Source organism: Myroides albus (assembly GCF_024722315.1).
Taxonomy (GTDB): Bacteria; Bacteroidota; Bacteroidia; order Flavobacteriales; family Flavobacteriaceae; genus Flavobacterium; species Flavobacterium album_A.
Window position 1 is genome coordinate 2094882 of sequence record NZ_CP102754.1, and the last position, 26170, is coordinate 2121051.

The 26170-nt window shown below is 35.1% G+C and carries 21 protein-coding genes; 15 read left to right on the top strand and 6 right to left on the bottom strand.

Annotated elements, in window-relative coordinates; genetic code table 11:
• Nucleotides 1–216: 216 nt before the first annotated feature.
• Entirely contained in the window at nucleotides 217–840 is a 624-nt protein-coding gene (locus tag NWE55_RS09595) for a YiiX/YebB-like N1pC/P60 family cysteine hydrolase (protein WP_155090915.1), read from the bottom strand.
• 336 nt (nucleotides 841–1176) lie between these two features.
• Here NWE55_RS09595 and NWE55_RS09600 point away from each other — a divergent pair, with 336 nt between their 5' ends.
• Together NWE55_RS09600 and NWE55_RS09605 are read left to right on the top strand one after the other, a co-directional pair.
• The gene (locus NWE55_RS09600) at nucleotides 1177–1674 is read left to right on the top strand and encodes a 3'-5' exonuclease (protein ID WP_155090914.1); all 498 of its coding nucleotides are present in this window, start codon (nucleotides 1177–1179) and stop codon (nucleotides 1672–1674) included.
• A gap of 204 nt (nucleotides 1675–1878) precedes the next feature.
• A complete protein-coding gene (locus tag NWE55_RS09605; RefSeq protein WP_258204037.1) occupies nucleotides 1879–2253 on the top strand; it encodes a hypothetical protein in 375 nt (124 codons plus the stop codon).
• A gap of 1247 nt (nucleotides 2254–3500) precedes the next feature.
• On the opposite strand, the gene truB is transcribed toward NWE55_RS09605, so the two are convergent.
• The 4 genes from truB to NWE55_RS09625 are packed head-to-tail and all read right to left on the bottom strand — an operon-like array spanning nucleotide 3501 to nucleotide 6181.
• Entirely contained in the window at nucleotides 3501–4220 is a 720-nt protein-coding gene (gene truB, locus NWE55_RS09610; RefSeq protein WP_155090912.1) for a tRNA pseudouridine(55) synthase TruB, read from the bottom strand.
• 2 nt (nucleotides 4221–4222) lie between these two features.
• Nucleotides 4223–5029 carry an undecaprenyl-diphosphate phosphatase gene (locus tag NWE55_RS09615; protein ID WP_155090911.1) on the bottom strand — a complete coding sequence of 269 codons (807 nt, stop codon included), beginning with the start codon at nucleotides 5027–5029 and terminating at the stop codon, nucleotides 4223–4225.
• A 23-nt stretch (nucleotides 5030–5052) separates the two neighbouring features.
• Nucleotides 5053–5289 (bottom strand): DUF3098 domain-containing protein, encoded by a 237-nt coding sequence (locus NWE55_RS09620; protein ID WP_155090910.1) that lies wholly within the window; start codon nucleotides 5287–5289, stop codon nucleotides 5053–5055.
• Nucleotides 5290–5299: 10 nt separating this feature from the next.
• Nucleotides 5300–6181 carry a cell division protein FtsX gene (locus NWE55_RS09625; protein WP_155090909.1) on the bottom strand — a complete coding sequence of 294 codons (882 nt, stop codon included), beginning with the start codon at nucleotides 6179–6181 and terminating at the stop codon, nucleotides 5300–5302.
• Between the two features lie 171 nt (nucleotides 6182–6352).
• Between NWE55_RS09625 and leuS the strand changes: the two genes are divergently transcribed.
• Nucleotides 6353–9166, top strand: coding sequence for a leucine--tRNA ligase (gene leuS, locus NWE55_RS09630; RefSeq protein ID WP_155090908.1), 2814 nt, complete (start codon nucleotides 6353–6355; stop codon nucleotides 9164–9166).
• A gap of 42 nt (nucleotides 9167–9208) precedes the next feature.
• On the opposite strand, the gene NWE55_RS09635 is transcribed toward leuS, so the two are convergent.
• Nucleotides 9209–9589, bottom strand: a complete 381-nt coding sequence (locus tag NWE55_RS09635; RefSeq protein WP_155090907.1) for an SPOR domain-containing protein — start codon at nucleotides 9587–9589, stop codon at nucleotides 9209–9211.
• 217 nt (nucleotides 9590–9806) lie between these two features.
• On the opposite strand from NWE55_RS09635, the gene NWE55_RS09640 reads away from it, so the two are divergent.
• The 12 genes from NWE55_RS09640 to ruvA all read left to right on the top strand — a co-directional run bounded on the left by NWE55_RS09640 (nucleotide 9807) and on the right by ruvA (nucleotide 26159).
• Nucleotides 9807–11090 (top strand): c-type cytochrome, encoded by a 1284-nt coding sequence (locus tag NWE55_RS09640; RefSeq protein WP_155090906.1) that lies wholly within the window; start codon nucleotides 9807–9809, stop codon nucleotides 11088–11090.
• 38 nt (nucleotides 11091–11128) lie between these two features.
• Nucleotides 11129–14191 carry a TAT-variant-translocated molybdopterin oxidoreductase gene (locus NWE55_RS09645; protein ID WP_155090905.1) on the top strand — a complete coding sequence of 1021 codons (3063 nt, stop codon included), beginning with the start codon at nucleotides 11129–11131 and terminating at the stop codon, nucleotides 14189–14191.
• 39 nt (nucleotides 14192–14230) lie between these two features.
• Nucleotides 14231–15640, top strand: a complete 1410-nt coding sequence (gene nrfD, locus NWE55_RS09650; protein WP_155090904.1) for an NrfD/PsrC family molybdoenzyme membrane anchor subunit — start codon at nucleotides 14231–14233, stop codon at nucleotides 15638–15640.
• A gap of 6 nt (nucleotides 15641–15646) precedes the next feature.
• On the top strand, nucleotides 15647–16168 hold the full coding sequence (locus NWE55_RS09655; protein ID WP_155090903.1) for a DUF3341 domain-containing protein: 522 nt from the start codon (nucleotides 15647–15649) through the stop codon (nucleotides 16166–16168).
• A gap of 7 nt (nucleotides 16169–16175) precedes the next feature.
• Entirely contained in the window at nucleotides 16176–16724 is a 549-nt protein-coding gene (locus NWE55_RS09660) for a c-type cytochrome (RefSeq protein WP_155090902.1), read from the top strand.
• A 31-nt stretch (nucleotides 16725–16755) separates the two neighbouring features.
• Nucleotides 16756–18066 (top strand): quinol:cytochrome C oxidoreductase, encoded by a 1311-nt coding sequence (locus NWE55_RS09665; protein ID WP_155090901.1) that lies wholly within the window; start codon nucleotides 16756–16758, stop codon nucleotides 18064–18066.
• 17 nt (nucleotides 18067–18083) lie between these two features.
• Complete coding sequence (locus tag NWE55_RS09670) at nucleotides 18084–19226, top strand: cytochrome c oxidase subunit II (protein ID WP_155090900.1); 1143 nt, start codon at nucleotides 18084–18086, stop codon at nucleotides 19224–19226.
• A gap of 33 nt (nucleotides 19227–19259) precedes the next feature.
• The gene (locus tag NWE55_RS09675) at nucleotides 19260–21056 is read left to right on the top strand and encodes a cytochrome c oxidase subunit I (RefSeq protein WP_155090899.1); all 1797 of its coding nucleotides are present in this window, start codon (nucleotides 19260–19262) and stop codon (nucleotides 21054–21056) included.
• A 132-nt stretch (nucleotides 21057–21188) separates the two neighbouring features.
• Nucleotides 21189–22214, top strand: a complete 1026-nt coding sequence (gene ruvB / locus NWE55_RS09680) for a Holliday junction branch migration DNA helicase RuvB (protein ID WP_155090898.1) — start codon at nucleotides 21189–21191, stop codon at nucleotides 22212–22214.
• A gap of 5 nt (nucleotides 22215–22219) precedes the next feature.
• A complete protein-coding gene (gene queG, locus NWE55_RS09685; RefSeq protein WP_155090897.1) occupies nucleotides 22220–23146 on the top strand; it encodes a tRNA epoxyqueuosine(34) reductase QueG in 927 nt (308 codons plus the stop codon).
• Nucleotides 23147–23209: 63 nt separating this feature from the next.
• Nucleotides 23210–25489 carry an NADP-dependent malic enzyme gene (locus NWE55_RS09690; RefSeq protein WP_155090896.1) on the top strand — a complete coding sequence of 760 codons (2280 nt, stop codon included), beginning with the start codon at nucleotides 23210–23212 and terminating at the stop codon, nucleotides 25487–25489.
• A gap of 88 nt (nucleotides 25490–25577) precedes the next feature.
• The gene (gene ruvA / locus NWE55_RS09695) at nucleotides 25578–26159 is read left to right on the top strand and encodes a Holliday junction branch migration protein RuvA (RefSeq protein WP_258204038.1); all 582 of its coding nucleotides are present in this window, start codon (nucleotides 25578–25580) and stop codon (nucleotides 26157–26159) included.
• Nucleotides 26160–26170 lie beyond the last annotated feature (11 nt).

Consider the following 26170-nt stretch of genomic DNA (forward strand, 5'->3'; position numbering starts at 1 on the left):
ACCTCCTGTTTGAGTGGATTGAAAGAGGGATGGAGATATTCAGTTTAACGCTCATGACCGAAGTAGATCAATGGAGTTCGTTTCTTTTTGAATTTTATTAGAGACAGTACGAATTGTATAAAAATGTTCTCGTCCTATTTTGATTATTCAATCAAAATAGGACGAGATTTATTTTTGTCTAACGGAGTTAGTGATATTTGAAAAGTGATGTTCGATTTACCTTTCTATTGCTCCCAGCATTGTTAAATGTTGAAAGTATGACATACCTGCAGGATTTAGCCCAGGTAAACCTTCTGGTATCGGTTGATTCAGATTTTCGAAATACTCAACCCATACTGGAAAGAATTCTTCTGTGTGTTTTGACTTATAAGTCATGGCAAATAAATAAAAGAATGATTTGCCATTATTAGCATATTTAAAGGCATCGTACAATAATTCGGAACAATAATATTTTCCGTTATCGAGTAAGTAATTCTCATCATATGGAACTCCTACTTGTTGTAGAGAAAACTCCTTCGCTTTTTCTATTAGTTTGCGGTATTTCTTGTTTATTCTACCTAAATGACTTGGATTGGGTGACTTATCCAGGAACTCATCTAATGGGGTGATACATACCTCTGGATGAGTAGCTTCAATAACTTGTAGTTTGCCTTCGTGATTAATAACCATTCCAATATGGTTGAAATTGTTGTCATTATACCCAAAAGTTACTTCGTTTATTGCATCGCATAATGGTCCACAATTTAGGTTTTGAAAGATTAGATCTCCTTCTTTTAATTCTGTTTTCTGTGCAAAACTCAAAAAAGGCACTAATGTAAATAGTAAAAATAGTTTCTTCATTTTATCAAAAAATAGTAGTTGTGCTAAAGTACAATTATCTGTTAGTTTGAACAATTTTTTAAAATCAATTTAAGTTTCTTCTTTTCTGTATTTTGGTTGAGTAGAGCGTGTTTAGATATAGAAAAGTACGAAGAGTCTATTTTGTAGTTGTAGAGAGAGAACATGGGGAGAGTGGGGTGTTAGTATGTAAAAATAGTAGCATTTAGGTGAAATAGTTTCAGTAGTCTTTTCAAGTTTTTTCTGTTCTAAGCAGATTAGGATTTGTTTGAGTTATTTGTTCTTAAGTGAAACAGATTGAGAGATTATCATTAATTTAGCCAATCGAAAAGTTGAGATATGGAAAGTTTTGTAGCCATTGATTTTGAAACTGCTAACCAACATAGAAGTAGTGTTTGTAGCGTAGGATTAGTAGTTGTAGAGAATCACGTCATTACAGATAGTTATTATAGTCTGATAAAACCTATTCCTGATTTTTATAGTTATTGGAATACGCAGGTTCACGGATTGACCTCTGAAGATACAGCATCTGCTCTTTTTTTTCCTGACATTTGGCAAGAGATGAATGCTATTATTGGCGACCTGCCTTTAGTTGCACATAATAGTGTTTTTGACGAGGGGTGTTTTAAAGCTGTTTTAGCAGCCTATAATTTACCCATACCTAACAACCCGTTTTATTGTACATATAGAAAAGCAAAGAAGATGTTCCCTGAATTGCCTAATCACAAATTGAATACGGTTTCTTCTTACGTTGGATATAACTTGAAAAATCACCACAATGCTTTGGCTGATGCAGAAGCGTGTGCGTTTATAGCACTTGAGGTGTTTAACGATTAGGGGTGTTATAGTTTTCTGAGAATTTTTATTCAATTTCCTTTTTAAACCATTCGTATTTTAACGTATCGTTTCTTAATTAAATATTAAAATAGCAGTGTTCGCTTTGCGTTTACTCACAAAATAGCTTGCTTAACTATTTATTCTTATCGTTTTTATTTGACTCATTGTACATTTATAAAAAACTTAGAATGAAAAATGGAATCAATGTTTAGTTTAAACAGGTATCGCATAGCATTGTGGATGTCTATAATGACTGGATTTTGTTATGGAGTTGTATCTTGTAAAGAGAAAAGCCCAAACAAAATTGGTGCTTTGGAAGCAAAGGAGCAAAATTACCATATAGATTTAAAAACTGACAGTGAAAGCAATGAAAGTGAAAAGCTTGTCAAAGTGGAAGCATTTGGAAAAAAGGGAGAAAAGTACAAAGGGGAGATTGTATTTAGGGGGGAGAATGCTGCAGGTTATATTTATGTCAATTCTGAGGAGAAGATTTTTGTAGATGTTAAAGAATCTATTGATGGTGGATTTGAGGCTATTGATATTAATGGAAACAAATATTTCTTATTATTAATGCGCTAACCTGCATATCAGAAAATCAGTTTGAGATAAACTTTAAATTGCATCAGTGTTTCTTATGAATAGTAATTGCTATCTAAAATTGGAGAATAAGCTTGTAGCTAATACTATCTTAGAAAGGTATGCTTTCTTGTTTCCTAACACTTTTATATCTTATCTTTTTTATTGTTTATTGGTTCTATAACAGTGGATCTACTTGTATGTCTTAAATATTGGGTGATTTACTGGAGGTAAATTTTTAAAGCCTTTAGAACGGTAGTAACGAGGTATAGTGATGATTTTTCACTATCCTTAAATCAATAAATGTTTTATCTATTGCTATTTCTTGTTTTTTTGTAGTGTATCTAACTGTCTAATTGTATTCGGCAGCGAACGCTCTTATTTGTTCTTTTGGAGGATTAAGCAAAGGAGTAATACCCTTTTTATTGGTTGTGAAAATTTTGAACTACATATGAGTCTATTGAATATTTAATATAATAGGGGATTTGTTAGGAGTTCCTTGGGGGTTTCTTGCGGTATGTTAGGGGTTTTGCTCGCAAAAAGACGTGTTTTCCGAAGAAAACCCCTAACATACCGCAAGAAACCCCGAAGAAAGTACCTGCAAATTAGTACTGATTTAGTTGTGTATAACCAATACAAAAGCATTCAGTACGAAACGAAATTTACCACTATGTAGTTTGGATAGTTGAGTTAAGTACTTTCGCTTATGTTTGGTATTCTTTCTTTTAGCTATTGTGCTATTGTCTTTTTATGGCCTTTACCAGCTTTGAATGTAGAAAAGATCTATCAATTAGTTATATATAAACTTACGATGTAGTGAAAAGGTTATATGAGAGAGTATTTAAAGCAGCGCAATTGTCCGAAGTTATGGTTATGTTCCTTACATGGTTTGCAATTGCATTTACTGTGGTTATTATAGTATTAAACCTTATTTGTTTTGAAGATGGCTCTCTCATTCATGGTCTTGCTACTTTGGGTTTAGGTAAGCATCATTTGTTTTTGTAAGCCCCTGATAGCTTTTTTGTAAATGTTTCTTTCTACATAGGTAAAGAGTGTGAATTTTCACTCTTTTCCATTAATACTATTGAGATTCTATTTCAATGTAATAGGTGAGATTTTCATTTTGGTTTTATTATTAGCCATTAGTGGATATAAATGCCTTTTTAATCATTGTTGTTTAATGTCTTTGGCTAATCGATAACAAGTAAAAAAATACCACCACATCTGAAGGGATGGGTGGTATTTAAATTTTAGGCTTCTTCTGTCGAAGCTTGTGCTTTTATGTTCGTTTCAAATTCTTCTAAGGATAACGCATTCTCTATTGTATAGTCACCTATTTTAGTTCTGCGTAGTGAAGTTAAGTGACCTCCAGATTTTAGGGCTAATCCTATGTCATAAGCTAATGATCGAATATAGGTTCCCTTGGAACAAGTTACTTTAAAATCGATGTTAGGTAGGGATACCTGAGTAAACTCACACCCATATATTGTAATAGGCCTTGTATTGATTTCTACTTCTTCTCCTTTTCGAGCGTGTTCATACAATCGTTTACCGTCTTTTTTGATTGCAGAGAAGATTGGAGGACGTTGCTCTAAATTACCTATAAATTGTAATCTTACTTCTTCCAATAGATTTTCAGTGATATGTTCTATAGGATAAGTCTGATCAATTTCTGTTTCCAAATCATAGGATGGTGTGGTCGCTCCAACTTGGATAGTACCTGTGTATTCTTTGATTTGTCCTTGTAACTCACTGATTTGTTTTGTGGATTTACCTGTGCAGATGATTAGAAGTCCAGAGGCTAATGGATCTAAAGTTCCAGCGTGTCCTACTTTAATCTTTTTTAGTCCAAGCTCTTTTTTTAAGAGCCATTTTATTTTGTTGACTGCTTGAAATGACGACCAATGAAGAGGTTTGTCTATCAAGAGAATCTGACCTTGTTGAAAGGCCTCAGCCGAATAGTTTATCATAATTATTTAAAGTATCCAAAGTATAATAATAATATAGCTCCCGCTATAATTCTATAGTATCCCCAAGGTTTGAAACCGTATTTTTTTATTATTCCAATAAAGAATTTAATAGCTATAATAGATACAAAAAAAGCTATTACATTACCTATTAAAAAAAGTTTCATGTTGTCTGGATTTTCTAAAAGGATTTCGTATCCGATTTTCCCAGATTCATATTTCTTCAGTACAATAGAATAAACTGTTACAGCAGCCATCGTTGGAACGGCAAGAAAAAATGAAAATTCAGCTGCTACTTGACGAGATAGTCCTTGTTGCATTCCACCAATGATTGAGGCAGCTGATCGGCTGGTTCCAGGCATCATCGCAAGACATTGCCAAAAACCGATTGTTATAGCTTGTTTTACTGTAATATCTTCTTCCTTTAGCGTTTTTGGATTTTTGAAGTATTTATCAATAAAAATCAATACTACTCCACCGACAATTAACATGATGGCAATGTATATTGTAGCACCTAACACTTTGTCAATTGCTTCGTCGAATAGCTTTCCTAAGATTAAAGCGGGAATTACAGCCAATACTAATTTTTTGTAAAAATTCAACTTTGTAAAGTCAAAGAACTTTCTCCAATATAAGGCTACTACTGCTAATATGGCACCAAACTGGATAGCAGTTTGAAATAGTTTTACAAAATCATCTTCTTGTATTCCGTAATAAGAGCTTACAAATATCATGTGAGCTGTTGAAGAAACTGGTAAATATTCGGTTAGTCCTTCTACGATTGCAAGAAGGATAGCTTGTATTAAATCCATTAATTATGTTATTTGTTTATTTATTAGCGTTTAAAAATAGAGTATATCGCTACTCCTATTCCAACGAAAAATACGGTAGGAGCTAAGTGTATTCTTCGAAAACTATAGATAGCTTCGTTGAATTGATTAGGATCATCATTTGTAGCTCCAGCCATTAGAATAAAACTGAGCGCGATAATAGCTAAGCTTATTAGCATATAGACATAATTGCTTTTCGCAAATAAAAACTTTTTGTTTGAAGGACTATCTTTTGTGTTCATATATTATTGCTTAATATAGTTCATCTGATTTTAAATTTAAATAACGCTGAGTTGCAAAGAAAGTACTGATACTTGTAATAATCAATCCAAGTAAAAGTAAACCAAGCGAAACTACTACTAAAGGTAAATAGTTTTTAGTAGGATCAATGCCTACATCTGGAAATTTTGAATCGGCATAGAAAGTCAGAGCAGTAATTGCTATGATTGCAATGACACTACCGATAATTCCCAATCGGATACTGTGAAATATAAAGGGTCTTCTGATGAAGCTTTTTGTTGCACCTACCATTTGCATTGTTTTAATCGTAAAGCGACTTGAAAAGATTAATAAGCGCAATGAACTGTTGATTAACAGCATTGATATCAAGGTAAGCACTGCAGTGATAACAAGTACCCATTTGGTAATGCGGTCCAAATTGTCATTTACCATATCTACCAATTGTTTGTCATAAGCAATTTCTTTTACTCCCTTACTCTGCATTAGTTCTTTTTCGATTTTGGCAATACTATCATTAATGACATATTCTCCTTTTAGATGTAGGTCAAAAGAATCTTGCAATGGATTAAAACCAAGAAATTCGATAAAGTTTTCACCAAGTTCTTCCTGATGTTGTTTCGCTGCATCTGCTTTGGAAACAAATACAAAGTCTTTGACATAAGGTGCTTTACTCAGTTTCTTACTGAAGGTATCGGTGTTATATTCATTTGCGTCTTTGTGGAAAAAGACAGTCATCGGTATTGTCTCTCTAAAATTATCAGAGATTTTTCGCGAGTTTATTACAAACAAACTCAGTGTTCCTAATAAGAATAGGACAAGGGCAATGCTGAATATAACTGAAAAATAAGACGAAATAAGTTTCCTCTTTTGGTATTTTTCATAATGGTTAGTCATAATCTTTTCTTTAAGGGGGTAAAAATAACAAACAAAAACGTTTTTATTAGATAATAACGATTAAAGTTTTCTAATTGTTATAAATATAGTTTATTTTTGCCTAATATGTGCTTGATTATGTCGATTGTTGGACTAAGCACCATTGTAAAACTTACTTATTAACTGAATAGTATGAAGTATAATCCGAACGAAATTGAAGCTAAATGGCAAAAATTTTGGAAAGAGAACCAAACATTTAAAACCGATAATAAATCGGATAAACCCAAGTATTACGTATTAGATATGTTTCCTTACCCTTCTGGGGCTGGATTACACGTAGGGCATCCCCTGGGATATATTGCATCTGATATTTTTGCGCGTTACAAACGCCAAAGAGGGTTTAATGTCCTCCACCCACAGGGATATGATAGTTTTGGTTTACCTGCAGAGCAATATGCTATTCAGACAGGGCAACACCCTTCAATTACTACAGAAGAGAATATTTCAAGATATAGAGAGCAATTAGATCGCATTGGTTTTTCTTTTGACTGGAGTCGTGAAGTTCGCACTTCTAATCCTGACTTTTATAAACATACACAATGGATTTTTGTGCAACTTTTTAATTCGTGGTATAACTGTGAATCAAATAAAGCGGAGTCAATAGATACTTTAATCGCTATGTTTGAGAAAGAGGGGAATAAGACTGTTAAAGCAGTTTGCGATGATCATATTCCGTTTTTTACTGCAGCAGAATGGAGTTCTTTTTCAAGTGAAGAACAAGAGGCAATGTTGCTAAAATATAGAATGACTTATCTTGCTGAGACAGAAGTAAACTGGTGTCCAGCTTTAGGTACAGTTTTGGCTAATGACGAGATTAAAGATGGTCTTTCTGAAAGAGGAGGGCATCCGGTTGTTCGCAAGAAAATGAAGCAGTGGAGTATGCGTATTTCTGCTTATGCAGAGCGTTTATTAGAGGGGCTTGATCAGATTGATTGGACAGAAAGCTTAAAAGAAAGTCAAAGAAATTGGATTGGTAAGTCTGTTGGTGCATCAGTTACTTTTAATGTTAAAGATGCAGATCACACTATTGAAGTTTTTACTACTCGTCCTGATACAATTTTTGGTGTTAGTTTTATGACATTAGCTCCAGAACATGATTTGGTTCTGAAAATTACGACCCCAGAGCAAAAAGCTGCTGTTGAGGCGTATATTGAAGCTACTTCGAAGCGAAGTGAACGCGATCGTATGGCGGATGTTAAGACGATTTCGGGAGTGTTTACTGGGGCTTATGCTCAGCATCCTTTTACGAAAGAACCAATCGAAATATGGATTGGGGATTATGTGTTAGCAGGATATGGAACAGGTGCTGTAATGGCTGTTCCCGCTGGAGACACTCGTGATTATGCATTTGCAAAACACTTTGGAATAGAGATTAAGAATATTTTTGATAAAGATATCAGTGAAGAAGCGTTTGCTGAGAAGGATGGTTTCGTATTAGAAAATTCAGATTTTTTAAATGGATTAGACTATAAAGCTGCTACTGCTAAAGTAATTGAGCGTTTAGAAGCTTTAGGTCAGGGATACGGAAAAACGAATTATAGATTGAGAGATGCTGTCTTTTCTCGTCAAAGATATTGGGGAGAACCATTTCCTGTTTATTATGTAAATGGACTACCGAAGATGATCGATAGCAAATATTTTCCAATTGTCTTGCCTGAGGTAGAGAAGTATTTGCCGACAGAAGATGGGCAACCGCCTTTGGGGAATGCATCTGTTTGGGCTTGGGATACTGTTAATAATGTGATTGTTGACAATAGCTTGATTGACGAAAAAACTGTTTTTGCTTTAGAGTTAAACACTATGCCTGGATGGGCTGGTTCTTCTTGGTATTGGATGCGTTATATGGATCCGACAAATGAAGAAGTTTTTGCATCAAAAGAGGCATTGGATTATTGGCAAAATGTCGATTTATATATAGGAGGAAGTGAACATGCAACGGGACACTTGTTATACAGTCGTTTTTGGAATAAGTTTTTGAAAGACTTGAATTATGCTCCTACAGAAGAACCTTTTCAAAAATTGATTAATCAAGGTATGATTTTGGGAACATCTGCCTTTGTTTACCGCATTGAGGGAACAAATACATTTGTTTCTAAGGATATGATTCAAGGTGAGAAAGTACAAAAGTTGTATGCATACGTAGGCTTAGTTAATGCTTCGTCCGAATTGGATACGGAGGCTTTTAAAGCTTGGAGACCTGATTATGCTAATGCTGAGTTTGTGTTGAATGGCAATGGTAAGTATATTGTTGGGCATGAGGTTGAGAAAATGTCTAAATCCTATTTCAACGTTGTGAATCCGGATGATATTTGTGAAGAATATGGAGCTGATACTCTGCGTTTGTATGAGATGTTTTTAGGACCATTGGAGCAAGCGAAGCCTTGGAATACTGCTGGTATTTCTGGAGTGGCTGGATTCTTGAAAAAACTGTGGAGATTGTATGCGGATGACAATGGTGTTGTTATTACAGATCAAGAGCCTACAGCGGAAATGTATAAATCTCTTCACAAGACGATAAAGAAAGTTATTGAGGATATTGAGAATTTCTCTTTCAATACTTCGGTGTCTCAATTTATGATTTGCGTAAATGAATTATCTCAACAGAAGTGTCATCATAGAGCGATTTTAGAGCCTTTGGCAATTGTGATTTCTCCTTATGCACCTCATATTGCTGAGGAGTTATGGTCAATGTTAGGAAATAGCACTTCAGTTGCTTTAGCTGATTTTCCAGAGTTTAAGCAAGAGTATTTAGTAGAAAGTTCTAAAGAGTATCCTGTTTCTTTTAATGGTAAGATGAGATTTAAAATTGAGTTGCCATTAGATCTGAATGAAGATCAAATCAAGGAAATTGTGATGTCTGATGAACGTACTCAAGCTCAACTTCAAGGTAGAGAGCCTAAAAAAGTAATTATAGTCCCTGGAAAGATTATCAATCTTGTTGGGTAATGATAAAATAAAAAACGAGCATTTTTAAATGCTCGTTTTTTTTTATCTTCCTGGTCTAATAAGCAAAGTGTTTGGAAAACTTTTCTTGACAATTTTTAGATTTCTTTCAGCTTCAATTCTCGTTTTAAAATTACCTGCCATTACTTTATAAGAAGGAGTGCTATAAGTGATAGTAGCATCGATCTCTGGATGCAAACTTCTAAAGGAAGCAAGTGCTTGTTTAGCCTCAGAACCTTTGCCATAAAATATTTGCAATCTGAACTTGTCATTGGTAGAAATGTTATTGTTGTGTTTTTTCTTGTATTCCACTAACTCTGTGACTTTAGTGGGTTCGTTTACTACAACATTTTTGTTTTGAGCACCAATTTCAGAAATGCTTAAAACTGTAATACCAATTGCAAAAAAAACTCTTAAAATTCTCATAATGAAATGTATTTGGTACAAAAATACAATTAATCTGCAAAAGTTGTTTGATATACTCTATTTAGAACGCGTATAAATTATGTTTAAAGGGCTGTAAAGGTTTTTAGAGTAATTCATAAATTGTATTTTTGTCGGAGTTTGTAAATAAGGTGTATAAGATAGCGGTCTAATTGGCTGTTAAAAAAGACCAAATTTAGTTGAAAATCATTTTATAACTATGAAAAAAGTGGGTAACCATAATTCGTTTTCAAAGATTTTATTCTTTTGTTTAGCGTTAATGCTATCGTTTACGACAATTTCATTTGCTCAGGATGCAGCAAAAGGTAAGGAATTGTTCAATTCTAAGTGTGCTGCATGTCACAAGTTAGATGCAAAATCTACTGGACCAGCTCTTCGTGGAGTAGTGGAACGTCACGACGGAGATGTAGAGTGGCTACATAAATGGATTAAAAGTAGTTCGTCTTTGATTAAATCAGGGGACGCTACAGCTGTTAAATTATTTGAGGAGTGGAATAGCGTGCCTATGAATGACTTCCCTGAGTTATCAGATGAAGACATTGATAATATTCTTGCCTATACTTCAGAGGAAAAGGCAGCGGCTCCAGTAGTAACAGATAGCGGAGCTTCATCACAAGGTGGGGCGAGTAAAGCTGATGCTGTTTCTAATATTGTAGTATTAGGAGCGCTTGTTGTTGTTTTATTGATGTTAGTAACAATGCTTTTCTCTGTACGTAAGGTACTTAAGAAAGTAATTGAAACTAATGGATTTGAGCATGAAATTATACAACGCACTTCTATATGGAAAGCATTTGTAAAAAATCAATTTTTAGTAATCGTTTCAGTTATTGTAATGGTTTTAGTTGGTTCTTATTTTGCTTTTGGATATATGATGCAAATTGGTGTTGATAAAGGGTATGAACCTGTTCAGCCAATTCACTTCTCTCACAAAATACACGCAGGAGATAATGGTATTGATTGTAAATACTGTCACTCAGCTGCGCGTTCAAGTAAGACTTCAGGTATTCCTTCATTGAATGTTTGTATGAACTGTCATAAGAATATTTCTGAGTTTACAGGTGAAGCTGGAAAAGACTATGGAAAATACACTCCAGAGTTTTATACAGGAGAGATTCAAAAATTATATGACGCTGTAGGATGGGATGCTGATGCTCAAAAATACACTGGAAAAGAGAAGCCAGTTAAATGGGTACGTATTCACAACCTTCCTGACTTTGCTTATTACAATCACTCTCAACACGTAAATGTTGCTGGATTAGAGTGTCAAACTTGTCACGGTCCAGTTGAAGAAATGGAAATCATGAGACAACACTCTCCATTAACTATGGGATGGTGTATTGATTGTCATAGAAAAACAGATGTTAAGTTAGAGAATAATGAGTATTACGCTAAAATTCACAAAGAGTTAGCAGGTAAGTACAACAAAGAGAAGTTGACTGTTGCTGATATGGGTGGATTAGAATGTGGTAAATGTCACTATTAATTATTAATAAAGAATAAAGAAGCTAATATATATATACAATGGCATCAAACAAAAAATACTGGAAAAGTGTTGAAGAGCTGAACGAAAATAGTTCTATTGTTGAGACGCTAAGAGATAATGAGTTTGTTGAGGAGATTCCTACAGATGAATTCCTTGGTGATAAAGACAAATTGTCTTCGTCTTCTACAACTCGTCGAGACTTTTTGAAATATGTAGGTTTCTCTACTGCGGCTGCTACTTTAGCTGCTTGTGAAGGGCCTGTAGTAAAATCTATTCCGTACGTTGTACAGCCGGATGAGATTGTTCCTGGTGTGGCTGATTACTATGCTACTACGGTTGCTGATGGATTTGATTTCGTGAACGTTTTAGTTAAAACTCGTGAAGGTCGTCCAATCAAGATTGATAACAATAAATTAGCTGGTGCATATTCAGGAGCTAATGCTCGTGTGAATGCATCTGTATTAACGATGTATGATAGTTTACGTCTTAAACAACCTAAAGTGTCTGGAAAAGATACTACTTGGGATGATGTAGATGTAAAAGTTAAAGCTAGTTTAGAAGATGCTAAATCAAAAGGAGGGAATATTGTGTTGTTGACTAATACAATGGCAAGTCCTTCTACTGATAAATTAATAGGAGAGTTTGTTGCGGCTTATCCAACTGCTAAGCATGTTGTATACGATGCAGTATCTTCATCTTCTGCTTTAGACGCTTACGAGAAAGCTTATGGAACGAGAGGGTTAGCTGATTATGACTTTAGTCAAGCTGATGTGATTGTTTCGGTAGATGCTGATTTCTTAGGTGACTGGCAAGGTGGAGGGTATGATTCTGCTTATGCGCAAAAACGTATTCCAAAGAGAAATACAGATGAGAGAAAAGTAATGTCTAAGCACATTCAACTTGAATCTAATATGTCTTTAAGTGGAGCTAACGCTGACGTTAGACTTCCTTTAAACTCTGCAGACTTAAAGGCTGCTTTGGTTAAAATTTACAATATAGTAGTAGGTGCTAATGTAAGTACTAACGGTACTGCTTATGATGAAGCTATTAAGAAAGCTGCTCAACAATTGAAAGCTGCTGGAAGTAATGGTGTTCTTGTAAGTGGAATCGACGATGTAAATGCACAACTACTTGTGTTTGCTATTAATGAAGCTTTAGGATCTAAGGCTTTCTTACCAGAGCAAACTAAATTTGTTAGACAAGGTAATGACGCAGCAGTAGCTCAGTTGATAAAAGACATGACTGCTGGTAAAGTTCATACTTTAATTATGTCTAACGTTAACCCTGTTTATTCTTTAGCTAATGGAGAGGCATTTGCTGAGGCTTTGAAAAATGTTGATTTGTCTGTAGATTTCTCTATGAAAGAAGACGAAACTGCATTAGTTTCAACTATTGCTGCAGCTGCTCCACATTACTTAGAGTCTTGGGGTGATGTTGTGATCAAAAAAGGTCACTACTCAGTTACTCAGCCAACTATCCGTCCTTTATTCGATACTCGTCAATTCCAAGACGCATTATTGTTGTGGACAAATAATAATACTCCTTATTACGATTACGTAAAATCTGTTGGACAAGCTACTATTTCAAACAAAACTTGGAATAAAATTGTTCACGATGGATTTGCTACTTTCGGAGATTTAAACAAAGTATCTGCTAACGCTGACTTTACTTCTGCTGCTAATGCAGTTGCTAAAGCTAAGAAAGAAGGTGACTTTGAATTAGTATTCTATACTAAAACAGGTATGGGAGATGGGCAACAAGCAAATAACCCTTGGTTACAAGAGTTCCCAGATCCAATTAGCCGTGCTTCTTGGGATAACTATGCAACTGTAGCTCGTGTAGATGCAGAAGCGTTAGGAATCGTGAATAAACATGTTGCTAATGGTGGTTTAGATGGTAGCTATATTACGTTAACTGTAAATGGTGTTACATTAGAAAACGTACCTGCATTAATTCAACCTGGTCAAGCTCCTGGAACTATTGGTCTTGCTTTCGGATATGGAAGAAAAGAGGCTCTTAAGAAAGATATGCAAGTTGGGGTGAATGCATACAAATTGTATTTCAATGCTAATAAAGTACAGACAGTAAGCGTAGCTAAAGGTAATGGAATGCATGAATTTGCTTGTGTTCAGTTACACAATACTTTAATGAGTAGAAATGACATCATTAAAGAAACTACTGCTGATGTTTTCAATGCAAATACAGAAGAGTGGAATGTATTCCCAATGGTAAGCTACGATCACCAAAATGTGAAAGCGCGTACTATTGATATTTGGGAATCGTTTGACCGTACAGTAGGACATCATTTTAATTTATCTATTGACTTAAACGCTTGTACAGGATGTGGGGCTTGTGTTATTGCATGTCACGCAGAGAATAACGTACCAGTAGTAGGTAAATCTGAAGTTAGAAGAAGTAGAGATATGCACTGGTTGCGTATTGATAGATACTATTCATCAGAAGATACATTTGATGGAGATGTTCAAAAGAAAAAAGATGCTAAAGGATTAAGTGAGTATCGCAGTGCTTTCTATGATTTAGAAAATCCAGCAGATAACCCACAAGTAGCATTCCAACCTGTGATGTGTCAACACTGTAATCACGCTCCATGTGAGACTGTGTGTCCAGTAGCAGCAACATCTCATGGTCGTCAAGGACAAAACCACATGGCTTATAACCGTTGTGTAGGTACAAGATATTGTGCAAACAACTGTCCTTATAAAGTAAGACGTTTCAACTGGTTCTTATATTCTCAGAATAATGAGTTTGATTTCAATATGAATGACGATTTAGGTCGTATGGTATTGAATCCAGACGTAGTAGTTCGTTCAAGAGGGGTAATGGAGAAATGTTCATTGTGTATTCAAATGACTCAAGCTACAATCTTAAAAGCTAAGAACGAAGGTAGAGCAGTACGTCCAAATGAATTTGAGACTGCATGTTCGGCTGCTTGTTCAAGCGGAGCTATGGTATTTGGAGATGTCAATGATAAGGATTCTGATATTGTAGAATTAGTAGAATCAGATCGTTCATACCACTTATTAGAGCACATTGGTACGAAACCAAATGTTGTGTATCACGTGAAAGTTAGAAACGTGTAATTAACTTGAATTATTAATTAAAGAAACATATAAAGGATTATGTCGTCACATTACGAAGCACCCATTAGAAAACCTTTAGTTATTGGTGAGAAAACTTACCATGATATAACTGTGGATGTGGCTAGACCTGTAGAAGGGAGAGCTAATAAACTATGGTGGAGAGTATTCACTATCGCTTTGTTAGCGTTTCTATGGGGAGTAGGATCAATGGCTTATACAATAGGTACAGGTATTGGTACTTGGGGATTAAATAAAACAGTTGGATGGGCTTGGGATATTACCAATTTCGTTTGGTGGGTAGGTATCGGTCACGCTGGTACCCTTATTTCAGCCGTATTATTATTATTTAGACAAAAATGGAGAATGGCAATTAACCGTTCTGCAGAGGCAATGACAATTTTCTCTGTAGTTCAGGCTGGTCTTTTCCCTATTATTCACATGGGACGTCCTTGGTTAGGATACTGGGTTTTACCTTTACCAAACCAGTTCGGATCATTATGGGTTAACTTTAACTCGCCATTATTATGGGACGTATTTGCGATCTCTACGTATTTATCAGTATCATTAGTTTTCTGGTGGACTGGTTTACTACCTGACTTTGCAATGTTACGTGATAGAGCTATAACGCCATTTACAAAAAGAGTATATTCAATTTTATCATTTGGTTGGTCAGGTCGTGCAAAAGACTGGCAGCGTTTTGAGGAAGTATCATTAGTTTTAGCTGGTTTAGCTACTCCTCTTGTACTTTCTGTACACACGATTGTATCTTTTGACTTTGCTACTTCAGTTATTCCTGGATGGCATACGACTATTCTACCTCCATACTTCGTTGCTGGTGCAATTTTCTCTGGATTCGCGATGGTTACTACCTTGTTGATCATTATGAGAAAAGTATCTAACTTAGAAGCGTATATTACAATTCAACATATAGAGTTGATGAACATTATTGTAATGATCACAGGATCTATTGTAGGGGTTGCTTATATCACTGAGTTATGGGTAGCATGGTATTCTGGAGTAGAATATGAGCAATACGCATTCTTAAACCGTGCAACAGGACCTTACTGGTGGTCATATTTCTTAATGATGACTTGTAACGTTGTTTCACCACAGGTAATGTGGTTTAAGAAAATTAGAACTAACATTATGGCTTCGTTTATTATCTCTTTAGTTGTAAACGTTGGGATGTGGTTTGAGCGTTTCGTAATTATCGTTACTTCATTACACAGAGATTATTTACCTTCATCTTGGACAATGTTCCAGCCAACTTTTGTTGATGCAGGTATTTATATTGGAACTATTGGTTTCTTCTTTGTATTGTTCTTGTTGTATTCAAGAAGTTTCCCTGTAATTGCACAGGCAGAGGTGAAGACTATCTTGAAATCTTCAGGAGAGTACTACAAAAAGGAGAGAGACAGCAAAGAAAATCATCAATCTTTAAATCATTAATTCGCTATGAGTAATAAAGTAATTTACGCAATATACAATGATGATGATGTATTGTTAGATGCAGTAAAAGAAACAAAAGCAGCTGAACATCATATCGAAGAAATATACACTCCTTTCCCAGTGCATGGTCTTGACAAAGCAATGGGGTTAAAGCCAACGAGAATTGCTATTTGTGCTTTCTTGTACGGATTAGTTGGTTTAGCTTTCGGTACATTTATGATGTATTACATTATGATTATTGATTGGCCACAAGATATTGGAGGAAAACCGAGTATGAGTTTTATTCAAAATATGCCAGCTTTCGTTCCAATTATGTTTGAGATGACTGTATTATTTTCAGCTCACTTAATGGTACTTACTTTCTTTATGAGAAGTAAATTATGGCCTTTTAAAGAGGCTGAAAATCCAGATGTAAGAACAACGGATGATCACTTTTTAATGGAAGTTGCTTTAAAAGGAGATGAAGATTCTGCTATTGAGTTCTTCAAAAAAACTGGAGCAGTTGAAGTTAAAGTAATTGAAAAGTAATTGTAGAATGAATACGATATATAAAATAGTAGCTTTAGTAGGAGTATCAGTATTGACTACTTCTTGTTTTAATAAAGAGCGTCCTAATTATCAGTTTATGCCAAATATGTACGAATCAGTAGCATATGAGACATATTCAGAGGTACCTACTACGGTATTCAAAAATGGTAAAGAAGGACAATTACCTGCTGAAGGTTCAATCCCAAGAGGATATGAACCGGAAGCTTACCCAGATACACCAGAAGGGTTGAGTTTGGCAAAAGTTAATTTGAAGTCTCCTTTAGCGGAGGCTGATAAGAACTTAGAGAAAGGTAAAGAATTATATACAATTTACTGCTCTGTTTGTCATGGTGCAAAAGGAGATGGAAATGGTAATTTGGTGAAAAAGGAAAAATTCTTAGGAGTTCCGAACTACAAAGATCGTGAGCTTACAGAAGGAGGAATTTATCACGTAATTACTTATGGTTTGAATTCTATGGGATCTCACTCTAATCAATTATCTCAACAAGAGCGTTGGTTAGTTACAGATTACGTTTTAAAATTGAAATCAGAATAATAAATTGTAAAACTTATTTGAAAGTTTAGATATGTACACATTTTCAAAAAAATTGAAGACTTTTGCATTCGTGCTAATGCTTATTGGAGTAGCAGGGATTATATATGGCTTCATTAAAGCACCAAAAGATCTTGCTGAAGTAAAAGCGAATCTAATTGAGCAAGCTCACGACGGTCATGGTGAGCACCATGTATCTGCTGCTGATCACGCTGTGTCTGATGCACATTTTGATCATCATGCTGAGCACGTTTATGGTCAGCTTAAAAACAAACCTTGGACTGCATTATATGTAGGATGTATTTTCGTAATGCTTGTTTCTGTGGGTATCTTGGTTTTCCATGGAATTAATTACGCTGCATCTGCAGGATGGTCGCCAGTACTTTTTAGAGTGATGGAAGGACTGTCAGCTTATATTTTGCCTGGATCAATTATCTTTTTCATACTATTGTTACTTTCGGTTTACGGAATAGGTGGTAATCACTTATTTATTTGGGCTGATAAAGATGTAGTAGAAGCGGATGCTATTATCAAAGGTAAAGAAGGTTATTTAAATGCACCATTTTTTATTATTAGAGCGATAATCTTTTTAGGAGGTTGGAACTTATACCGCATTTATATGCGTAAGCAGTCTTTAGCTTTAGATGCATCAGGAGACTTAGTTTACCACAAAAAGATGTTTAAAGCGTCTGCTGGTTTCTTAGCTTTCTTTATTGTAACGGAATCTATGGCTTCATGGGATTGGATTATGTCTATTGATACTCACTGGTATAGTACTTTATTTGGATGGTATGTTTTTGCAAGTTTCTTTGTAACAGCAATTACAACTATCGCTTTTGTAACTTTATACCTTAAGAGTAAAGGATATATGGATTTTGTTAATACTAGCCATATCCACGATTTAGCTAAATTTATGTTTGGATTAAGTATTTTCTGGACTTATCTTTGGTTCTCTCAATTTATGTTACAATGGTACTCAAATATTCCAGAGGAGGTAACTTACTTCATCTTTAGAATACAAGAGTTTAACTTGCCATTCTTTGGTATGTTAGTATTGAATTTTGTATTGCCATTATTATTGTTAATCAATACAGATTTCAAACGTTTAACATGGATTGTGGTAATGGCAGGAGTATGTATTATTATTGGTCACTATATTGACTTCTATTTAATGATAGCTCCTGGTACAGTTGGAGGTTCTTGGTTTATTGGTGCAGCAGAAATTGGATCACTATTATTCTTCATTGGATTGTTTATCCTTGTTGGATTTAGTGAGATTGCTAAAGCTCCTTTATTAGCTAAGAATAATCCATTAATTGAAGAAAGTAAACATTTCCATTATTAATATTTAAAAATAAACAAATGACAAGTTTATTAATAATAGCTGTAATTGTATTGTTAGGGATTGCTATTTGGCAATTGACTAAGATATTCGATTTAACGCAAGTTGGATCTAAACCTAACGATATAAGTTCAGAAATCGCAAATGACAAGGATAATAACGTTAATGGTTATTTGACTTTCGCTTTCTTAGGATTTATTTACGTTTTTACTATCTTTTGCTTAGTAGAATATGGTAGTTTTCCTTTGATGAGCGATGCTGCATCAGAGCATGGAGAGAAGGTGGATTTCTTGATGTGGATTTCTATGGGACTTATTTTTGTCGTACAGATTTTTACTCAATTTTTACTTCACTACTTTGCATTTAAAGGTAGAGGTGTAAAAGGAAGAAAAGCACTTTACTTTTCAGATAATGATAAGTTAGAAGCAATATGGACTATCATCCCAGTAATTACTTTATCAGGGTTGATTTTGTACGGATTATTTGCTTGGAACGACATCATGTTCGTGGATGAAAAAGAAGACGTTTTAGTCGTAGAAGTTTACGCTAAGCAATTTGGTTGGGATGTTCGTTACTCTGGAACAGACAATACTTTAGGTAAAGCCAATGTTCGCTTTATTGAAGGTATCAACGTTGTTGGAGTAGATATGTCAGATCCAAATGCTGCAGATGATAAAATGGCAAAAGAATTACACTTGCCATTAGGAAAGAAAGTAGTTATGAAATTCCGTTCACAAGACGTTTTACACTCTGCTTATTTCCCTCACTTTAGAGCACAAATGAACTGTGTGCCAGGTATGGTTACTCAGTTTGCATTTACTCCTACTATCACTACAGAAGATATGAGATCGCGTGATGCTATGATAAAGAAAGTTAACAACATCAATAATATCAGAGCGGATAGAAGTCAAGAATTAATTGCAAACGGTCATGAGGCTTTGGATCCTTATACATTCGACTATTTGTTATTATGTAACAAAATCTGTGGAGCATCTCACTATAACATGCAAATGAAAGTTGTAGTTGAAACTCCTGAAGAATTTGAATCTTGGTTAAGTGAACTTCCTACTTTAAAAGAGCAAGTTGCCGCTGAAAAGGGGACTAATGTGCCAGTAGTAGAAGAGAAGGTTGAAGAAGCATCTGAAGCTGTTGCTCAGTTGTAAGGTAAAACTCACGTATTAAAACTAATTTATACTATGTCAGCAGTAGGACACGAAATAAATCTTGATCACTCACACGATCATCACGATAAAGGAAACTTCTTTACTAAATATGTATTTAGTTTAGATCACAAGATGATTGCCAAACAATACCTGATTACAGGTATTGTTATGGGAATCATTGGTATTGCGATGTCACTTTTATTTAGAATGCAGATTGCATGGCCAGAAGAATCTTTTACATTATTCAAATGGTTATTAGGTGACAAAATGGCTCCTGATGGAGTTATGAAAAACGATGCATACTTAGCGCTTGTTACAATGCACGGTACTATTATGGTATTCTTCGTTTTAACTGCAGGTTTAAGTGGTACATTCTCAAACTTACTTATTCCATTGCAGATTGGAGCTAGAGATATGGCTTCAGGATTTTTAAATATGTTATCTTATTGGTTATTCTTCATTTCTGCAGTATTGATGGTTATATCTTTATTTGTAGAAGGAGGACCAGCATCTTCAGGATGGACAGTTTATCCTCCTTTAAGTGCTTTACCACAAGCTATTCCAGGTTCTGGAATGGGGATGACATTATGGTTAGTTTCTATGGCTATTTTTATTGCTTCTTCTTTAATGGGATCTTTAAATTATGTAGCTACAGTAATTAACTTAAGAACAAAAGGTATGAGTATGACAAGATTACCTTTGACTGTATGGGCATTATTTGTTACTGCAATTATTGGTATTGTATCTTTCCCTGTGTTATTATCAGCAGCATTATTGTTGTTATTCGATAGAAGTTTTGGTACTTCTTTCTTCTTATCAGACATTTATTTAGCTGGTGAGGTATTACATTACCAAGGTGGGTCTCCTGTATTATACGAACACTTGTTCTGGTTCTTAGGACACCCTGAAGTTTACATCGTTATTTTACCTGCAATGGGTATTACTTCTGAAGTAATTGCTTGTAATGCTCGTAAACCTATCTTCGGATACCGTGCGATGATTGCTTCTATTTTAGGTATTGCGTTTCTTTCTACGATTGTATGGGGACACCATATGTTCGTGTCGGGAATGAATCCTTTCTTAGGTTCTGTATTTACTTTTACAACCTTATTAATTGCAATTCCTTCTGCTGTAAAAGCATTTAACTATATTACGACAATTTGGAGTGGTAACATTCAAATGAACCCTTCTATGTTGTTCTGTATTGGTTTCGTTTCTACATTTATTACAGGAGGTTTAACAGGAATTATCTTAGGAGACTCTACATTAGATATCAACGTTCACGATACTTATTTCGTAATTGCTCACTTCCACTTAGTAATGGGTATTTCTGCTCTTTACGGAATGTTTGCAGGTATCTACCACTGGTTCCCTAAAATGTTCGGTAGAATGATGAATAAAAACCTTGGTTATATTCACTTCTGGGTTACAGCAGTATGTGCTTACGGAGTATTCTTCCCAATGCACTTTATCGGTTTAGCTGGTTTACCACGTCGTTATTATTCTAACACTGCGTTCCCATTGTTTGATGAGTTCTATGATGTTAACGTTTTAATTACGGTATTTGCATTAGTAGGTTCAGCTTTCCAATTGGTGTTTTTATGGAACTTCTTCGTTAGTATTTTCTACGGTAAGAAAGCAACTCAAAACCCATGGAGAGGTAATACACTTGAATGGACTACTCCAGTTGAACATATTCACGGAAACTGGCCAGGTGAGTTACCAGTAGTTTACAGATGGCCTTATGACTATAGTAAACCTGGATTACCAGAAGATTACGCTCCTCAAAACATGCCTTATATGGAAGGTGAGGAACAATTAAATCACTAATAGAATTTTTCTATATATGAAGAAAGGGTACCTGAATAGGTGCCCTTTCTTTTTTTATTGGGTAATCTACGTTGTTTATCTTTTTGTAATTGTTATTTTTTTGAATGATTTTTTTTAAATTATCTTTGCTTTATGAATGCAAATTTAGATCCTACAAATAGGAATTATTCTTCTGATGAAAATGATATCGAAAGAAAGTTACGTCCACTTTCTTTTGATGATTTTGCTGGTCAAGAACAGGTTTTGGAGAATTTAAAGATCTTCGTGAAGGCAGCAAATCTTCGCGATGAGGCTTTAGATCACACTCTCTTTCATGGTCCTCCAGGATTGGGAAAAACTACATTAGCTAATATTTTGGCTAATGAACTTGATGTGGGTATTAAGATTACGTCTGGACCCGTTTTGGATAAACCTGGAGATTTAGCTGGGCTTCTAACTAATTTGGAAGAACGCGATGTACTATTTATCGATGAAATTCACCGTTTAAGTCCTATTGTGGAGGAATATCTGTATTCAGCTATGGAGGATTTCAAGATTGATATTATGATTGAATCTGGGCCAAATGCCCGTACGGTTCAAATTAATTTGAATCCTTTTACACTTGTAGGAGCTACAACTCGTTCGGGTCTGTTAACTTCTCCTATGCGTGCTCGATTTGGGATACAATGTAGGCTTCAGTATTATAACAAGGAATTGCTTTCCACTATTATTGTACGCAGTGCTGAAATTTTAGGAGTACCTATAGATTTAGAAGCAGCTATAGAAATTGCTGGACGCAGTCGAGGAACACCTCGTATCGCTAATGCCTTACTTCGCAGAGTTCGTGATTTTGCACAGATCAAGGGAAATGGTAGTATAGATTTAGCTATCGCTCAGTATGCCTTGAATGCTTTGAATGTAGATTCTTTTGGTTTAGATGAGATGGATAATAAAATCCTACTGACGATTATCGATAAATTCAAAGGAGGGCCTGTGGGCTTATCTACACTTGCAACTGCTGTATCAGAGAATGGAGAAACGATAGAGGAGGTTTATGAACCTTATTTGATTCAAGAAGGGTTTATAATTAGAACTCCTCGTGGTCGTGAAGCTACAGATAAAGCTTACGAACACTTGAATCGCACACGTCAATTTAAACAAGGTGGTTTATTTGAATAGGTACTATGATTGATAATAAGGCTAAGTATGCCAATTTGATTAAAACTGAAGCGTTAAGATTGGGTTTTTCTTCTTGTGGTATATCAAAAGCTGATTTTTTAGAGGAGGAGGCTCCACGACTTGAAAATTGGTTGAATCAGCAAATGCATGGTAGCATGTATTACATGGAGAATAACTTTGACAAGCGACTTGATCCAAGGTTGTTAGTTGAAGGTGCTAAGAGTGTAGTCTCTTTAACTCTTAATTACTATCCTGAAGAAAGACAAGCATCATCTACTTTTAAGATTTCAAAATATGCTTACGGAGAAGACTACCATTATGTAATAAAAGATAAGCTCAAAGAACTTCTATATTTCATTCAAACTGAGATTGGTGATGTAGGTGGTAGAGTTTTTGTCGATTCTGCGCCTGTGTTAGATAAAGCCTGGGCAGCCAAAAGTGGCTTAGGTTGGGTTGGTAAGAATAATAATTTGATTACTAAAAAGTCTGGTTCTTTTTTCTTTATTGCAGAATTGATTATTGATTTAGATTTAGAAGTAGACGGTATCACAACCGATCATTGTGGCCATTGTACTAAGTGTATAGACGCTTGTCCTACAGGGGCTATAGAAAGCGCTCATATTGTTAATGGAAGTAAGTGTATTTCGTATTTAACGATAGAGTTAAAAGATAGTATACCGGATGAATTTAGTGGTAAACTTGATAATTGGATGTTTGGATGTGATGTTTGTCAAGACGTTTGTCCTTGGAATCGGTTTGCTATACCTCATAAAGAGGAGCGTTTCATTGCTAATAGAAAGTTAATTAGCTATTCAAAACAAGAATGGAAAGAATTGACTGAGGAAACATTTAATGAAATATTTAAGAAATCTGCAATAAAAAGAACTAAATATGCTGGTTTGTTGCGAAATATTGATTTTTTAGGGGATTGATTTCCTTATATTTTAATTATACTACAAAAAGACTACCTTTGCTCAGAACCTAAAACGAAATTTATGAACAAAGATAGTTTACGTAGGGAAGCATTGAAGTATCACGCTGAGCCAGTGCCAGGAAAGATACAAGTTGTTCCTACCAAAAAATACTCTTCTCAAAGAGATTTATCTTTAGCTTACTCTCCTGGAGTAGCAGAACCATGTTTAGAAATTGCAAAAGATGTAAACAATGTTTACAAATATACAGCCAAAGGTAATTTGGTTGCTGTTATCTCAAACGGGACAGCAGTATTAGGCTTAGGTGACATTGGTCCAGAAGCATCTAAACCTGTAATGGAAGGTAAAGGTCTGTTATTCAAGATTTTTTCAGATATTGACGTGTTTGACATTGAAGTTGATACAACGGATGTTGAGAAATTTATCGAAACAGTAAAAAATATTGCACCAACTTTTGGAGGGATTAACCTTGAAGATATTAAGGCTCCTGAATCATTCGAAATTGAGAGACGATTGAAAGAGGAGTTGAATATTCCTGTTATGCACGATGATCAGCATGGTACAGCAATTATTTCAGCTGCTGCATTACTAAATGCTGTTGAGTTAGCAGGTAAAAAGATGGAAGATGTTACAATGGTTGTTTCGGGTGCTGGATCTGCAGCTATAGCTTGTGCAAAATTATATGTAGCATTTGGTGTTAAACAGGAGAATATCAAGATGTTTAACAGTAAAGGAGTATTGAAGAAAGACGATACACGAATTTCTGATTTACAGAGAGAGTTTGCTGTTGATACAGATATTTCTTTAGCAGATGCAATGAAGGGAACTGATGTATTCATCGGTTTATCAACAGCAGATGTTCTTAAGCCAGAGATGTTGTTGTCAATGTCTGAGAACCCTATTGTTTTTGCAATGGCTAATCCAAAACCAGAAATTGATTACAATTTAGCGGTTGATACACGCAAAGATGTCATCATGGCTACAGGAAGATCTGATTATCCTAATCAAGTTAATAACGTTTTAGGGTTCCCTTATATTTTTAGAGGAGCATTAGACGTTAGAGCCACTAAGATTAATGAGGAGATGAAGATGGCTGCTGTAGTAGCTTTAGCTAAACTTGCAAAAGAACCTGTTCCAGAGCAAGTAAATATAGCTTATGGAGAAACTAAACTAAGCTTTGGTCGTGAGTATATTATTCCTAAGCCTTTTGATCCACGTTTGATTTCAGTTGTGCCACCAGCAGTAGCTAAGGCAGCAATAGAAAGTGGCGTAGCTCCACAACAAGAAGTGGATTGGGAGAAGTATTGTCAAGAACTTCAAATGCGTATGGGGAACGATAATAAGTTAGTTCGAATGCTTATTAATCGTGCAAAAACGGAACCGAAAAGTGTTGTTTATGCTGAAGCTGATCACTTGGACGTGTTGAAGGCAGCTCAAATCGCTTATGAAGAAGGGATGACTAATCCAATTTTATTAGGAGATAAGGAAATCATTTTGGAGCTGAAGAAGGAGATAGAATTTCATGCTGACGTTGAGATTATTGATCCAAAATCGGATGATCAAAAAGACAGAAGATTACAGTTTGCTGAAGCTTATTGGGCGACAAGAAAAAGAAAGGGAATTACTCTTTATGACGCAGAGAAATTAATGCGTGAGAGAAATTACTTTGCTTCTATGATGGTTAATGAGGGAGAGGCTGATGCTATGTTAACTGGATATTCTCGAAGTTATCCATCTGTAGTGAAACCTATTCTAGAGTTAATCCCTAAAGCACAAGGCGTATCTAAAGTTGCAACAACAAATCTGATGTTGACTAAGAGAGGCCCTATGTTCTTGGCTGATACTGCTATTAATCCAAATCCTTCTGCAGCAGATATTGCAAAAATTGCTGTGATGACTGAAAAGACAGTGAGAATGTTTGGAATGGATCCTGTTATTGCAATGTTATCTTATGCTAACTTTGGTTCTGCAGAACAAGAATCTCCGAGTAAAATGAAGGAGGCTGTTGCCATGTTACATGAGCAATATCCAGATATGGTAGTAGATGGTGAAATACAGATTGACTTTGCTTTGAATGACGAGATGTTGAAAAAGAAGTTTCCTTTTTCAAAACTTGTTGATAAGAAAGTAAATACACTAATATTCCCTAATTTGGATTCAGCGAATATCACGTATAAAATGTTGAAAGAATTGAACAAAGCTACATCAATAGGACCAATAATTTTGGGATTAGATAAAGCTGTTCACGTTTTCCAACTTGGTGCAAGCGTTGATGAAATGGTGAACATGACTGCTGTGGCAGTTGTGGATGCGCAAGTAAGAGAAAATAGAAAAAAGAAATAATAAATTAATCTTCTGAATTTCTATCATTTTTTCTATTAGTAATTAGCTTATTTAATTACTATTTTTGAAGTTAAAATAACTAAGAAAAATGATAGCACATATTGAAGGAAGATTGGTTGAAAAAACACCTACAGAGGTAGTAATAGATTGCGGGGGAGTAGGATATTTAATCCATATTTCCCTGCAAACTTTTTCTCAGATAGGATCATCTGAAAAACTTCGTTTATATACCTTTCTACAAATTAAGGAAGATGCCCATACTTTATTCGGTTTTATCGATAAAATTGAACGCGAATTATTTAAGCTTTTGATTTCGGTATCTGGTATTGGTGGGAATACTGCAAGAAATATCTTATCTTCAATTTCTGCTAAAGAATTACTACAAGCGATAGCTTCAGGAGATTCTAAAACTATACAATCAGTAAAAGGTATTGGTACTAAAACAGCACAAAGAGTTATTTTAGATTTACAAGAGAAAGTTGTAAAACTATATAATATTGATGAAGTTTTGCCTATAATTAACAATACAAATGCAGATGAAGCGTTATCTGCTTTAGAGGTATTAGGCTTTGTTCGCAAATCAGCAGAAAAAGTAGTAGACAAGATTGTAAAAGCCAATCCTGATGCTACAGTTGAAGTGATAATAAAACAAGCTTTAAAAAATTTATAGGTCTTGAGGGG

Excerpts from the sequence above, each read along its gene's own strand:
- NWE55_RS09600 (WP_155090914.1), top strand. The coding sequence starts at position 1,177 with ATGGAAAGTTTTGTAGCCATTGATTTTGAAACTGCTAACCAACATAGA.
- NWE55_RS09670 (WP_155090900.1), top strand. The coding sequence starts at position 18,084 with ATGACAAGTTTATTAATAATAGCTGTAATTGTATTGTTAGGGATTGCT.
- NWE55_RS09640 (WP_155090906.1), top strand. The coding sequence starts at position 9,807 with ATGAAAAAAGTGGGTAACCATAATTCGTTTTCAAAGATTTTATTCTTT.
- NWE55_RS09645 (WP_155090905.1), top strand. The coding sequence starts at position 11,129 with ATGGCATCAAACAAAAAATACTGGAAAAGTGTTGAAGAGCTGAACGAA.
- NWE55_RS09615 (WP_155090911.1), bottom strand. The coding sequence starts at position 5,029 with ATGGATTTAATACAAGCTATCCTTCTTGCAATCGTAGAAGGACTAACC.
- queG (WP_155090897.1), top strand. The coding sequence starts at position 22,220 with ATGATTGATAATAAGGCTAAGTATGCCAATTTGATTAAAACTGAAGCG.
- NWE55_RS09675 (WP_155090899.1), top strand. The coding sequence starts at position 19,260 with ATGTCAGCAGTAGGACACGAAATAAATCTTGATCACTCACACGATCAT.
- NWE55_RS09690 (WP_155090896.1), top strand. The coding sequence starts at position 23,210 with ATGAACAAAGATAGTTTACGTAGGGAAGCATTGAAGTATCACGCTGAG.
- leuS (WP_155090908.1), top strand. The coding sequence starts at position 6,353 with ATGAAGTATAATCCGAACGAAATTGAAGCTAAATGGCAAAAATTTTGG.
- NWE55_RS09605 (WP_258204037.1), top strand. The coding sequence starts at position 1,879 with ATGTTTAGTTTAAACAGGTATCGCATAGCATTGTGGATGTCTATAATG.
- NWE55_RS09620 (WP_155090910.1), bottom strand. The coding sequence starts at position 5,289 with ATGAACACAAAAGATAGTCCTTCAAACAAAAAGTTTTTATTTGCGAAA.
- ruvA (WP_258204038.1), top strand. The coding sequence starts at position 25,578 with ATGATAGCACATATTGAAGGAAGATTGGTTGAAAAAACACCTACAGAG.
- nrfD (WP_155090904.1), top strand. The coding sequence starts at position 14,231 with ATGTCGTCACATTACGAAGCACCCATTAGAAAACCTTTAGTTATTGGT.
- truB (WP_155090912.1), bottom strand. The coding sequence starts at position 4,220 with ATGATAAACTATTCGGCTGAGGCCTTTCAACAAGGTCAGATTCTCTTG.
- NWE55_RS09655 (WP_155090903.1), top strand. The coding sequence starts at position 15,647 with ATGAGTAATAAAGTAATTTACGCAATATACAATGATGATGATGTATTG.
- NWE55_RS09660 (WP_155090902.1), top strand. The coding sequence starts at position 16,176 with ATGAATACGATATATAAAATAGTAGCTTTAGTAGGAGTATCAGTATTG.
- NWE55_RS09595 (WP_155090915.1), bottom strand. The coding sequence starts at position 840 with ATGAAGAAACTATTTTTACTATTTACATTAGTGCCTTTTTTGAGTTTT.
- ruvB (WP_155090898.1), top strand. The coding sequence starts at position 21,189 with ATGAATGCAAATTTAGATCCTACAAATAGGAATTATTCTTCTGATGAA.
- NWE55_RS09635 (WP_155090907.1), bottom strand. The coding sequence starts at position 9,589 with ATGAGAATTTTAAGAGTTTTTTTTGCAATTGGTATTACAGTTTTAAGC.
- NWE55_RS09625 (WP_155090909.1), bottom strand. The coding sequence starts at position 6,181 with ATGACTAACCATTATGAAAAATACCAAAAGAGGAAACTTATTTCGTCT.
- NWE55_RS09665 (WP_155090901.1), top strand. The coding sequence starts at position 16,756 with ATGTACACATTTTCAAAAAAATTGAAGACTTTTGCATTCGTGCTAATG.